At 42.6% G+C, this 12,147-nt stretch carries 12 protein-coding genes and 2 tRNA genes; 11 read left to right on the top strand and 3 right to left on the bottom strand.

The genetic code is table 11. From position 1 onward, the window contains the following. Positions 1-72: 72 nt before the first annotated feature. The 7 genes from HADU_RS01085 to tehB all read left to right on the top strand — a co-directional run bounded on the left by HADU_RS01085 (position 73) and on the right by tehB (position 4,393). Positions 73-450: a GNAT family N-acetyltransferase gene (locus HADU_RS01085; RefSeq protein WP_004813635.1), complete on the top strand. Its 378-nt coding sequence runs from the start codon at positions 73-75 to the stop codon at positions 448-450. A 193-nt stretch (positions 451-643) separates the two neighbouring features. Next, positions 644-719, top strand: a tRNA-Phe gene (locus HADU_RS01080). A gap of 135 nt (positions 720-854) precedes the next feature. Continuing rightward, a tRNA-Phe gene (locus tag HADU_RS01075) sits at positions 855-930 on the top strand. Positions 931-1,204: 274 nt separating this feature from the next. Then, entirely contained in the window at positions 1,205-1,723 is a 519-nt protein-coding gene (locus HADU_RS01070) for a hypothetical protein (RefSeq protein WP_005220680.1), read from the top strand. A 248-nt stretch (positions 1,724-1,971) separates the two neighbouring features. Further along, a complete protein-coding gene (locus tag HADU_RS01065; protein WP_005220681.1) occupies positions 1,972-2,475 on the top strand; it encodes a hypothetical protein in 504 nt (167 codons plus the stop codon). A gap of 175 nt (positions 2,476-2,650) precedes the next feature. Then, positions 2,651-3,400 carry a hypothetical protein gene (locus HADU_RS01060; RefSeq protein ID WP_005220682.1) on the top strand — a complete coding sequence of 250 codons (750 nt, stop codon included), beginning with the start codon at positions 2,651-2,653 and terminating at the stop codon, positions 3,398-3,400. Between the two features lie 120 nt (positions 3,401-3,520). Beyond that, the gene (gene tehB, locus HADU_RS01055; protein WP_005220683.1) at positions 3,521-4,393 is read left to right on the top strand and encodes an SAM-dependent methyltransferase TehB; all 873 of its coding nucleotides are present in this window, start codon (positions 3,521-3,523) and stop codon (positions 4,391-4,393) included. A gap of 114 nt (positions 4,394-4,507) precedes the next feature. On the opposite strand, the gene HADU_RS01050 is transcribed toward tehB, so the two are convergent. Beyond that, positions 4,508-4,987, bottom strand: coding sequence for a hypothetical protein (locus HADU_RS01050; protein ID WP_034592005.1), 480 nt, complete (start codon positions 4,985-4,987; stop codon positions 4,508-4,510). Between the two features lie 216 nt (positions 4,988-5,203). Between HADU_RS01050 and HADU_RS01045 the strand changes: the two genes are divergently transcribed. Both HADU_RS01045 and HADU_RS01040 read left to right on the top strand, forming a co-directional pair. Continuing rightward, complete coding sequence (locus HADU_RS01045; RefSeq protein WP_008302489.1) at positions 5,204-6,277, top strand: hypothetical protein; 1,074 nt, start codon at positions 5,204-5,206, stop codon at positions 6,275-6,277. Then, a complete protein-coding gene (locus tag HADU_RS01040; RefSeq protein ID WP_008302488.1) occupies positions 6,240-6,611 on the top strand; it encodes an ASCH domain-containing protein in 372 nt (123 codons plus the stop codon). Before HADU_RS01045 ends, HADU_RS01040 begins: the two co-directional genes overlap by 38 nt. A gap of 49 nt (positions 6,612-6,660) precedes the next feature. Here HADU_RS01040 and fadA read toward each other — a convergent pair whose 3' ends face one another. Then, positions 6,661-7,833 carry an acetyl-CoA C-acyltransferase FadA gene (gene fadA / locus HADU_RS01035; protein ID WP_008302486.1) on the bottom strand — a complete coding sequence of 391 codons (1,173 nt, stop codon included), beginning with the start codon at positions 7,831-7,833 and terminating at the stop codon, positions 6,661-6,663. A 12-nt stretch (positions 7,834-7,845) separates the two neighbouring features. After that, on the bottom strand, positions 7,846-9,999 hold the full coding sequence (fadB, locus tag HADU_RS01030; protein ID WP_008302483.1) for a fatty acid oxidation complex subunit alpha FadB: 2,154 nt from the start codon (positions 9,997-9,999) through the stop codon (positions 7,846-7,848). Positions 10,000-10,513: 514 nt separating this feature from the next. Here fadB and HADU_RS01025 point away from each other — a divergent pair. Together HADU_RS01025 and HADU_RS01020 are read left to right on the top strand one after the other, a co-directional pair. Continuing rightward, positions 10,514-11,575, top strand: coding sequence for a diguanylate cyclase domain-containing protein (locus tag HADU_RS01025; RefSeq protein ID WP_008302481.1), 1,062 nt, complete (start codon positions 10,514-10,516; stop codon positions 11,573-11,575). Positions 11,576-11,707: 132 nt separating this feature from the next. Further along, on the top strand, positions 11,708-12,124 hold the full coding sequence (locus HADU_RS01020; protein WP_004813613.1) for a PH domain-containing protein: 417 nt from the start codon (positions 11,708-11,710) through the stop codon (positions 12,122-12,124). Positions 12,125-12,147 lie beyond the last annotated feature (23 nt).

The following is a 12,147-nucleotide window of genomic DNA, read 5'->3' as shown; positions in this document are numbered from 1 at the left end:
AATGATTGATGTAGAAAATATTTTCGCCGTGACGACGTCACCGCATATTAGATTGCTCAGGAGGGTTTATCAATGCCTATAACCGTACATGCCTATACTTCTTTGGAAAATGATGAAGTGCGCAGCCAGCTTGAGCGACTGTATGACACCAGCCCGGAGTTTAGTGATGGGGCCGATGCCATGGAACAACTAGAGCAAAACCTGCAACAGTATACCGTACTTTATACTGCAGAATTTAATACCCGTATTATTGGTGCGATCTGGTGCACGGGTCAAGGCGAAACCCGCCTGCTGGAGTATGTCGTTGTACATCCGGCCAATCGTGGACGTGGGGTTGCAGAAAGGCTGGTCAGTGAAGCGTGCCGAATGGAAGAAGAAAAAGGTGTGAAGGTGTTTGAACCTGGCTGTGGCGCGATTCATCGTTGTCTAGCGCATATTGAAAAAATTTAAACTTTTCCTATATTAAGGCAGCCTTATGGCTGCTTTTTTATGCAAATTTTTGACTGAAAATGAATAATTTAGGCCGTTTTAATTAAAAATTAAGCAAGTGATAATTAAATCTGCTGCAAAAGTAGACGATTAATAAAAATTATACTTTTCATGCTTGACGGCATTGGGCTGAAACGGTTTAATACGCGTCATCGGCGTGATAGCTCAGTAGGTAGAGCAACGGATTGAAAATCCGTGTGTCCCCAGTTCGATCCTGGGTCTCGCCACCATATTCAAAACGATTTAAAGTTTTCAATCCCTGATCCCATCAGGGATTTTTTTTGGGTTAAATTTTACACATTCAATCATTTTTTTTCTAATTTCGATTGACTAATGTGTGCAGATACGGCTTAATACACCGCATCGGCGTGATAGCTCAGTAGGTAGAGCAACGGATTGAAAATCCGTGTGTCCCCAGTTCGATCCTGGGTCTCGCCACCATATTCGAAAAAACCTCAAACCATGTTTGAGGTTTTTTTTCGCCTGTCATTTTGTTATTCAACAGAAAATGATCTTTGCTTATTATCCGGCTTTGAAACTGTGAGCGTCATATGCTTTTAGGTTTCGAGATCGTTTTCCTGAGATGCCATTCATCCGAGCAGGCATGAGTTGTCCAAATAATCCATGTAATCTAATAGATAAGAATATTAAAAATAGTTTATGACATCTGCAGTTATAAAACTTGGGTGATAGAGAACTACGGGGAGGCAAGCCAATGAATATTATGACAATTTCTGCATTTAGGTCTGCATTTGGAATCATGCTGGGCACATTCAGCATGGGAGCACTAGCCGACGATGACAAAGTAGCGGTAACGCTGCCGACCTTGACCGTGATGGCGGAACCTGAACAGAGCAATGAAACTGGTTATGTTCCTTTTGTCCAGGAAGAAAAGACTCAGCGTGCCTTACAGCATCAGGTGATGCGCAGTTCCAAGGAAGCCCAGAATTTTGTACTGAATGCACAGGTGATCGAAAATCTGGATTTTCAGCCGCAGAGCCAGCCTGACTTTAGTTCAGTTTCTCCAATGCTGCAGCAATATGTCATGAGTATTGCCCAAGGCCTGCAATCCAGTGATCCAACTCAGGGTTTAAATATCATGCTACAGCCGCTGGGGATTGATCGTAGCAATAGCCAATCTGCCGAATATCGTTTTCAACTACAAATTAATCCGAGCACGATCAAACTCGGTATGCAGGATCATTTTAACAAGCTTTCCCCTGCTCTCCCTTAAGCTCGAAGTAAGCAATCTAATCTTAAGTCTTTGAATCCTCGTTAGTCGGGGATTTTTTATATCTGGAATTTGCGAGAGATTTATCTTTTATTCAAAAGCAATCTGCATAAAAACCGTTTACATCGAACACCAGTAATCATACGGTACTAACCGTCTATCGACGCTCACAGTAATACTCAGCACCTTTACATAAGTTCAAGCAAGAATAAGGTTTCTCCCACTGAAATGACGATGCGGAGGTTTTCCTTATGCGTCCCCTCGACACAACTTTTCTGATGCTACTGAGTCTGTTTACTGCACTGCGTCTGGTTAATGCACATGCTGCACCCGATTCCGTCACCTTGCCGACACTGACTGTGATGGCAGATCGTGAACTGCGTGAAGAAACAGAGTTCATGCTTCCCCTGCAAGAACAATCCAGCCAGAAACAGGCCTTAAAGATGCGAATGATGAAGATTGAACGCGAACTGCAAGACTATACGGTTAATGCTGACTTCGCGGGTGATATCGAAATTCTGCCTACCACCAATCCGGCACGACTGGATAACCTGCCACCAGGGCTGCAACAGTATGTGCAGGCCATTGCCGATGGTTTGCGTTCTCCTGATCCACGTGACGGTATTTATCTGATGCTGGTGCCATTTGGTATTAACCGCGATGCCACTTCAGTTCAGGCGGCTCGGGAGCAGTTCAATCCGAATAATGTTGACCGAACGCTGATTAATGAATGGTGTGCTACCAACGGTTGCTAGGCAGGATCAAACGATTCAGAGCTGGCTTAAAAAAGGAATTTCAGTGAAATTTCCTCGTAACATGAACTATGTCCCTGCATAGGGTTTTTGTATAGAACAATTGATTTATGTCTAAAAAATCAGCATATTGGTTAAAAGGAAACCTATACATAACTTGCAGCAGGGGAGCATGTGCATGCCGCGTGTCTTTATGGTCCTGGCTGGTGCGACACTTGTTGTCTTTGCATGGCTATTTTATCAATACACTGCGCAACAGCAGGAAGAAGCCGAGCTGATCGAATATGAAACTGTTCTGAATGAAAAGACAGCTGAAATCTTTGAACAGGCACAGGACTGGAGCCAGCCGATTCAGTTGGACATTGAAGAAGACCGTCTGGATGGTGATTATGCGGTCATGGCGGAATATGTATTGGGACAGATGCGAGACCGCGCTGAAGAACGTAATCAGTATTTGCGAGATCTGAAAGCAGCGAACTGGGAGCATTTTCTGGATATTGACCGTCTGGAGAAAGATCAGGCGCAAGGTTATCAAGAAACTGAGACCATGCTCAAGCAGGTGCATCAGATTGTGCGGAACTATGAGCAGACCATCCAGCGCCGTGAAGAAAGCCAGATTGAACAGGTCAAGCGGCTCGATATCAAGCAGCGTTATCGTCAGCAGTTGGCACAGAACCTGAAAGCAACCCAGCAGGAAAGTGATGCTTATGCCATCTTCGAAATTGAAAAGCAGAGTCTGGCCAAGGCTGATCAGCTATTTGCCTTGCTCAAGAAATATAAATGGGAAAAACGCAACCGCATGTTTATGTTCCATGATGAAAAAGCGGTGCAGCCCTTTATCGCATTGTATAAAGATATTGAAAACCTGAATAAACAGATGCAGCAAATTAAGACCAAAAATCAGAAAATTGTTGAAGAAGCTTTGTAGCCTGAAAGCGTCATTTAGCTATAAATCATCCTGAGCATGGTGCCAAAAACAGAAGCATGCTATAGATAAACAGGAAATTATCAGTTGAATAAAATGGTGCGAGAACAGGAGCAATGCTGCATGACTCAGGACTTAGTCTGTTATAAGGAAATGCCGATCTGGACACAGGAGCAGATTCCTCAGGGCTTTCAGCGTCCGCATAATACCAAGGCGGGTACTTGGGCCAAACTGACAGTCTTAAAAGGTGAGCTGATTTTTGCCTTGGTTGATGAAAGCGGAGAAGTGCAATCTACTCATGTTTTTACACCTGAGCAGCAACCGCCATTCATTGAACCACAGCGCTGGCATCAGATTGTCTCTGCCAGTGCAGATGTGGAATGCCAGTTAAAATTCTATTGCGCCCCACAAGATTATTTTCATAAAAAATATGCGATTTCTCCAACACATTCTGAAATTGTGGCTGCTACGCCTTATTTAACGGGTGGTCGTGCCTTAGATGTCGGCTGCGGAGAAGGACGGAATTCGTTGTATTTAAACCAGATGGGCTATGAGGTTGATGCCTGGGATGTGAACTCCCAGAGTCTGGAAAAATTTCAGCAGATCATTGATGCTGAAGATATTCAGCAGATTCATATTGCACAACGGGATTTGAATGCAGATCCAAGCATTTCTGGCAGTTATGATTTTGTCTGCTGCACTGTGGTGATGATGTTCCTGCAAGCCAAGACCGTTCCAGCACTGATGACTCAAATGCAGCAGGCGACCAAAATCAATGGCTATAATCTGATTGTGTGTGCCATGGATACTGATGACATTCCAGCCCAGCCAGATTTTCCTTTTGCCTTTAAGCAAGGTGAATTAAGTGCCTTTTATAAAGACTGGAAGCTGGTTAAATATAATGAGGATGTTGGTGAGCTATATCGCAGGGATGAGCAGGGTAATCGGATCAAACAACATTTTGCCACGATGCTGGCGCAGAAGGTTTCAGCTTAATTTTTTTAATATTTGAAAATACAGGCTGATTACTTAGTCGCAGGCCGTATTTAAAAATAGACGATAATAAAAAGGGATGTCAGATGACATCCCTTTGCAGTTTAAATCGCAGGATTAAGCTGCTTTTTTAAACCAAGAGAACCAGCCTTTTTTCTCAGCTTTTACTGCTGCTTCAGCAGGTGCAGCTTTTGCAGCTTCTACTTGTTGAGCTGCTTCAGTTTTTACTTCTGCTGCGTTAGCCATTGCAGTTTCTTTTGCTTCTGTAGTTTTTACGACAGCTTCTGTTTTTACTGCTGCAACTTTGTCTTCAGCTGCTGCTTTTGCTGTATCTGCTTTTACCGCATTTTCAGTTTTTACTGATTCAACTTTTGTTTCTGCTGCTTGTTTTGCATTCGTTGCAGTCGCTTGAGCCGCTTCAACTTTCGCTTGTGCATTTGCTTTAGCTGCTTCAACTTTTACTTGCGCAGGTACAGCAGCTTGTTGAGCAACAGTTTGTACTGCTACTGTTTTAGCCGTTGCTGGAGCTTCAGCTGCCATTGCAGATGCAGAAGTTGCTACGATTGCAGTCGCGATCATTGTTTTAAGCGTGTTCATATCAATCCCTTAAGGAAGTAGGAAAAAGAGGCTTGATCATACACTTACAAGAATTTAAGTAATTCATAATTAAGATTTTAATGGTTGAAAAATACACTAATTTTACAAAGGGATAACAGTCAAGATTCTCAGCGTAGAAAAAAATTTGTTTATATAAGTATAATTGTATATAAAATAATCAAATGTTAATAATTATTTAAATATTAAAGGGGCAACATGTTAATAAAACAAAAATTTTCCGAGATAAACTTAGAAAATTCATTTTTTGATAGTTTAAAAAGTGATTATAAAGAGTTTGCTGAATGGTTTAAGAAGAAAGCGGATGCAAACGATGAAGCATATGTTTTTTATACTGATAATCAAACTATTGATGGATTCTTATATCTAAAGATAGAACATGATGCACTTACAGATCTAATACCTAATATGCCCGCTAAGTTAAGGCTCAAGTTAGGCACTTTAAAGATAAATGCTCATGGAACGAAACTTGGTGAAAGATTTATTAAGAAAGTTTTTGATCATTTAATATTTAATAATCTTGATGAAGTGTATGTAACAGTTTTTGACCATCACATAGGTTTAATCAAACTTTTGGAAAAATATGGATTTGTTCAAGAAGCCATTAAACAAACTCTGAACGGGGTCGAAAGGGTTTATTTCAAGAAATTAGATAAATCTGCCCCTTATGATATTTACACTTCTTATCCCTTATTAAATACAATGGGTAATCGCAAATACGTTTTAGCTATTTATCCGGAGTTTCACTCTAGACTTTTACCAGATTCAGTCCTTACCACTGAAGATCCTCAAAATGTAATTAGAGATGTATCTCATACAAATAGTATTCACAAAATTTATTTGTGTAAGATGGATGCAATTTGTACTGCAAAAAAAGGCGATATTTTATGTATTTATAGAACAACTCCCGTACCTGGTAGAGCAAAGTATCTTGCTGTGATGACAAGTATTTGTACTATTGAAGAATATAGACATATAGCAAGCTTTGAATCTTTAGAAAGTTTTTTAAGTTATGCCTTACCTTTTTCAATTTTCTCAGAAATTGAACTCAAGCAATTTTATAGAGACAAAAAATATCCTTACATAATTAGATTTTCTTATAATATAGCTTTACCAAAAAGAATTATTCGTAATGATTTAATTAATGAAGTTGGTTTGAATGAAAACGCTTATTGGGGCTGTTTTGAGCTATCAGATGTTCAATTTAAAAGTATATGTCAGTTAGGTAGAGTAAATGAAAATATTATTATCAATAAAACCACAGTTTGCTGACAAAATATTGTCTGGTGAAAAGTGTTTCGAATTCAGAAAATGCTTACCTAAAAATACCAATATCGATACTGTGATTATTTATGCAACCAAGCCAATAGGTAAGGTTGTTGGAGAATTTAAGGTTGATAGTATCGTAAGCAACTCGCCAGATGACTTGTGGGAAATAACAAAGGATAAAGCTGGTATTAGCCAAAAATACTTTTCAGAATATTTTTTTGGTAGAAATATTGCACATGCATTTAAAGTTGCTAGTGTTAAAAAATACGACAATCAAATTGATATAAAAGATTTTTGTAATAAAAAAGCTCCTCCTCAATCTTTTTTCTATATTTAATAAAAAACCCCGCACTAGGCGGGGTTTCTTTTGGTCACGTATTTAAGAATTAAACACGTTCGATCACTGTTGCAATACCTTGACCTAAACCGATACACATCGTCGCAAGACCGATTTGTGTATCTTGCTGTTCCATCACGTTCAACAATGTTGTTGTGATACGCGCACCCGAACAACCCAATGGGTGACCCAATGCAATTGCACCACCGTTCAGGTTAACGCGGTCTTGCTGGTCATAAATACCCAAGCCTTTCAGTACAGACAGACCTTGTGCAGCAAACGCTTCGTTTAATTCAAAGGTTTGAATGTCTGCAATTGACAAGCCAGCGCGTTTAAGCGCTTTTTGAGTTGCAGGTACTGGACCATAACCCATGATTGCTGCATCACAGCCTGCAACCGCCATAGAGCGAATTACAGCACGTGGCTTAAGACCTAAAGCTTGAGCACGTTCAGCAGACATCAATAACATTGCAGACGCACCGTCAGACAACGCTGAAGAAGTCGCAGCAGTCACAGAACCGCCTTTCGGATCGAATACTGGACGCAATGCTTTGAACGCTTCAAGGTTTGCATCAGGACGAATTACTTCGTCGATGTCGCAAAGCTGTTTAAAACCGTTGGCATCATGACCTTCAATACCGATGATTTCGTTCTTGAAACGACCTTCCTGAGTCGCAGCCCAAGCACGGCGGTGAGATTCAACACCAAATGCATCTTGTTCTTCACGGGTAATGCCGTTCATACGACCGAGCATTTCAGCGGTTAAGCCCATCATGTTAGACGCTTTAGCATAGTGCTTAGACGCTTCAGGGTTCAGGTCGATGCCGTGCATCATACCTACGTGACCCATATGCTCAACACCACCAATGATGAAAACATCACCTTGACCAGTCATGATTTGTGCCGCAGCAGTATGGATTGCCTGCATAGACGAACCACACAGACGGTTAACCGTTTGACCTGCAACAGTCTTAGGAAGATCTGCCAGTAACGCGATGTTACGACCGATGTTCATACCTTGTTCTAGAGTCTGGTTTACACAGCCCCAGATTACGTCTTCAACTTCGTTGACATCGAACTGGTTACGAGCAACAAGCGCACGTACTAATTCAGCAGAAAGGCTGTCAGCACGTACATTGCGGAACATACCATTTTTGGTTTTACCCATTGCTGAACGTACGCCATCAACGATGACAACGTCACGTGGATTTAAAGTAGCCATTCACGTTGCTCCTTAACCGTAGAATTTTTTGTTGTTAGCAGCCATGTCACGCAACATTTGTGGCGCTTCATAAGCCTTACCTAAGTGTGCGTACTTGTCGCAAAGCGCAACGTATTCAGCTACACCAGTCTGGTCGATATAACGGCATGGACCGCCACGGAATGGAGGGAAACCTACACCCATGATCATCGCCATATCTGCTTCAGCAGGCGTAGCAACGATGTTGTCTTCTAAGCAACGAACAGTTTCGTTACAGAAAGCAAGCATCATACGGTCAATGATTTCCTGAGCATCAAATTCGCGTTTTTCCGCAGTTGCAACAGAAGCCACAAGTTCGTATGCAGTTGGATCAACCACTTTGGCTTTCTTGCCTTTACGGTCCAATTCGTATTTGTAGAAACCAACGTCATTCTTTTGACCTAGACGTTTGTTTTCGTACATCACCTGGATTGAACCTTTGTAGTCAGGCTTCATACGGTCAGGGAAACCTTCCGCCATCACTTCTGCACCGTGAACGCCAGTATCAATACCCACAACGTCCATCAAGTAAGCAGGACCCATAGGCCAGCCGAATTTTTCCATCACTTTGTCGATTTGCTGGAAGTCAGCACCATCTTTCAGTAGAAGGTCGAACGCACCAAAGTAAGGGAACAATACACGGTTTACTAAGAAGCCCGGGCAGTCATTCACAACAATCGGTGTTTTACCCATTTTCTGAGCAAGTACCACAGTGGTTGCAATCGCTTCGTCAGAAGTCTTCGCACCACGGATCACTTCTACCAATGGCATCATGTGCACTGGGTTAAAGAAGTGCATACCCACGAAGTTTTCAGGACGCTCTAGGTTTTCAGCCAGACGCGTAATTGAAATCGTAGAAGTATTCGAAGCAATGATCGTGTTTTCACGAACTTTCGCTTCAGTTTCTTTCAGTACGATACCTTTCACTTTTGGATTTTCAGTCACCGCTTCAATCACGATGTCCACTTCTTTAAACTCGTCATAGCTTAAAGTTGGGCGGATGCGCGCAAGAGTTTCACCCATTTGAGCAGGCTTCATCTTCTTGCGTTCAACTTGTTTGGTCAGTAAGCCGTTTGCTTCTTTCATACCTAAAGCAAGTTGTGGATTACCAATGTCTTTCATAATGATTGGTGTGCCTTTGCTTGCCGCCTGGTAAGCAATACCACCACCCATGATACCTGCGCCTAATACAGCCGCTTGGTTCACAGGGTGTGCACCTTTCTCATATTTCTTGGAAGTTTTCTTCACCACTTGATCGTTGATGAATAGACCAATCAACGCACCTGCTTGCGGTGTTACTGCAGCTTTGGCAAAGCCTTGTGCTTCTGCTTTTAATGCTTCATTACGTGGAAGGCTTGCACCTGTCTGTAGTGAATCAAGCATCAATTTTGGCGCTGGATATTGAGCAGGGTTTGCTTTTGCAAGAACCGCACCTTTCGCTGTATTGAACGCCATCATTTGCTCAAGCATGTTCAACTTAACAGGATCTAGTTTTTCCTGGCGTTTTGCTTTCCAGTCTAGACGACCCGCAATCGCCTGTTTAACCAGATCAATTGCAGCGTCTTGCAGTTTGTCCGCAGCAACGACTGCATCAACAGCACCGTCTTTCAGCGCAGCAGCAGGTTTCTTTGGATTGGCCATTGCCATCCATTCAACTGCATTGTCGATACCGATCACACGGCTTAAACGAACAGTACCACCGAAGCCCGGGAAGATCCCCAGTTTGATTTCAGGCAAGCCAACAGCAGCTGCTTCTGACATGACACGGTAGTCACACACCAGACACATTTCAAAACCGCCACCCAATGCTTGACCATTGATTGCAGCAACTTTAGGAATGTCTAAATCTTCAAAAGAGTTGAAGATGTCATGAACAGGCAGGGCCCATTCTACAATTGCCTGTTCGCCTTGCGCGAAGTTCGCACCGAACTCAGTAATGTCTGCACCTACGATGAAGGTTGACTTCGCTGAAGTGACGATTAAACCTTTAATGTCAGCGTTTGCTTTTACCGCGTCAATTGCAGCTTTAAAATCTTCAATTGTTGCACGGTTAAATTTGTTGACCGACTCACCTTGTAAGTCAAAGCGGAATTCTGCAATTCCGTCCGAAAGCATTTGGACGGTAATGGCATTGCCAGCGTGGATCATGCCTGATCTCCTTTATTTTGGAGGACTTCTAAGTTGATGTTGTGAAGAGCCTATGCGCGATTCCTGCGCATATTTATGCTTCGCCAATCTTACGATAACTATATCCAAAAAGAACATAACAAGTTGTATCAAGCCGTGACGCAAGGGTCATCTATTTTTGCCTGAACTGTTTTAGCTGTTATCCGTTCTAGTATGGCTCTTATCAAGCACAATGAACTGAAGATTTTGTTTCAGCTCACAATTTTTTAATGAGAACTCCATTTATATTGGGTGATAACGAGGCTTTTCAAGTCTTTGAAAAAATCGTTTTACTGTCAAAAAAGTCAATTTAGGGCAGAGAATTTCTTTGTTGCTGTTTTGCAGCCTGATCAAAATCGCGCTCCAAGTCCAGCTTTGTTGCAGTTTGGTTGTGAGGTGGTAGTTTGCCGATAAGCTGGCTGGGATTGTGAATCGGCCCGGCTTAGAATGGGTGAAAATAAGTAAAAACCTAGAACAATAATAAGAAGATCACTGCATGAAATTGACAGATCAGACGCTGATGCAGCAGATGCAGATTTCATTGCCCGACATTCAGCGACGCAAGCAATTACTTGGACTGACCGAAGAAGCCCTGGCAGCACTGGCGACTGTGCGTGAACTGATAGAGCCAGGCTTGCAGGACACTGTGGCTGAATTTTATGACTATCAAACCTCTGTACCCGAAATTAATAATCTGATTGGTGATGTCGATACGCTTAAACGCCTCAAGGTCGCCCAGCATCAATATATTCTGGATCTGTTTTCTGGCTGCTATGACAGTGTCTATGTCAATAACCGCTTGCGTATCGGATTGGTGCATAAACGTATTGGGGTAGAGCCGCGTCTGTATCTGGCTGCCTTGCATCAGATTAAATTAGGCATCTTTAAACTGGTGGAACAGTATGTGGCGGATGCAGCCCTGGCGCGGCAGGTGCAGGACACCCTGGAAAAACTGTATACCTTTGATATTACCTTGGTGGTTGAAACCTATATCTGGAGCTTGGTCAAAGAAGTGAATAGCTCCCATCACAAACTGCAGGAATATGCCATGGCACTTGGTGCACATGCACAGGAAATGGAAACCCTGTCCCGGCTGGATCCACTGACAGGGCTTTATAATGTGCGTAGCCTGACCTCGATGTTAAATGAACTACTTTATCGTGCACGGCAACAGCATGCGCCTGTGACCGTGGTATTTATTGATATCAACGACTTTAAACTGTTAAACGACCAATATGGCCATGTCTATGGTGATCAGGTGATTCAGGCAGTAGCGAGTACCTTAAAGCAGATTGCCCGGGATGAAGACTACTGTTTCCGCTATGGCGGTGATGAGTTTCTAGTGGTATTGCCGAACTGTACCGAGGCAGATGCCTTGCAAAGCTTTATTCCACGCGTAGAGCAGACTTTGAGCCAACTGACAATGCCGGTCAGTCTTAGTGTCGGGATTCATCAGGCCGATGCCAATAGTGGCTATCTGGATAGCGCCAGCCTGATCCGCTGTGCCGATGACAAGATGTATGCGGTCAAGAAGCAGTACAAACTAAAAGGGAAATAACAGTAATCAATACGGCAATTCATGATTGCTATTTCATGCTGTATCATTTTTAAAATATCTGATGAGTTAAGTAATTCTGCTGGTAGATCCTATTTTTAGATTTACAATAGCTTTAAGAATGGGGGAGCACACATGCAGGTATTTCGTTCCAAAAAAGACTGGTGGCTGGTGGCCTTTCTGGTGTGTATGACCGGACTTTTGGTACAGTTACTGCTGGTGATGTCAGCCAAAGGCACCATGCAGCAATATCCGTTGCATACCGCAGTTTATATACTAACCATTGTAATGATCTGGTGGCCTGTGCTGAATACCCGATATCAGCTTACTGCTGATCAATTGATCGTCAAAAGTATGTGGTTTAGCTGGCAGATTCCCGTAGCTGCTATTCAGGCGGTCACTCCAACCGATTATTCATCTGTTGCGCCCGCTTTGTCCCTGAAGCGTTTACGCGTGGATTATCGTGAAGATGGAACCAATAAATTTGTGCTGATCTCACCCAAAGACCAGATGGCATTTATTAATGCGGTACAGAACCAGCAGGCATCTTAAGCGCTCATTCTGTGGTCGAAGCT

This window comes from Acinetobacter sp. HA (genome assembly GCF_000264725.1).
Lineage (GTDB): Bacteria > Pseudomonadota > Gammaproteobacteria > Pseudomonadales > Moraxellaceae > Acinetobacter > Acinetobacter schindleri.
The sequence above is the reverse complement of the archived record's forward strand: the minus strand, read 5'-3'. Positions and strand labels throughout refer to the sequence as shown.

Coding starts and splice junctions, on each gene's coding strand:
- HADU_RS01085 (WP_004813635.1), top strand. CDS start 73: ATGCCTATAACCGTACATGCCTATACTTCTTTGGAAAATGATGAAGTG.
- HADU_RS01070 (WP_005220680.1), top strand. CDS start 1,205: ATGAATATTATGACAATTTCTGCATTTAGGTCTGCATTTGGAATCATG.
- HADU_RS01065 (WP_005220681.1), top strand. CDS start 1,972: ATGCGTCCCCTCGACACAACTTTTCTGATGCTACTGAGTCTGTTTACT.
- HADU_RS01060 (WP_005220682.1), top strand. CDS start 2,651: ATGCCGCGTGTCTTTATGGTCCTGGCTGGTGCGACACTTGTTGTCTTT.
- tehB (WP_005220683.1), top strand. CDS start 3,521: ATGACTCAGGACTTAGTCTGTTATAAGGAAATGCCGATCTGGACACAG.
- HADU_RS01050 (WP_034592005.1), bottom strand. CDS start 4,987: ATGAACACGCTTAAAACAATGATCGCGACTGCAATCGTAGCAACTTCT.
- HADU_RS01045 (WP_008302489.1), top strand. CDS start 5,204: ATGTTAATAAAACAAAAATTTTCCGAGATAAACTTAGAAAATTCATTT.
- HADU_RS01040 (WP_008302488.1), top strand. CDS start 6,240: ATGAAAATATTATTATCAATAAAACCACAGTTTGCTGACAAAATATTG.
- fadA (WP_008302486.1), bottom strand. CDS start 7,833: ATGGCTACTTTAAATCCACGTGACGTTGTCATCGTTGATGGCGTACGT.
- fadB (WP_008302483.1), bottom strand. CDS start 9,999: ATGATCCACGCTGGCAATGCCATTACCGTCCAAATGCTTTCGGACGGA.
- HADU_RS01025 (WP_008302481.1), top strand. CDS start 10,514: ATGAAATTGACAGATCAGACGCTGATGCAGCAGATGCAGATTTCATTG.
- HADU_RS01020 (WP_004813613.1), top strand. CDS start 11,708: ATGCAGGTATTTCGTTCCAAAAAAGACTGGTGGCTGGTGGCCTTTCTG.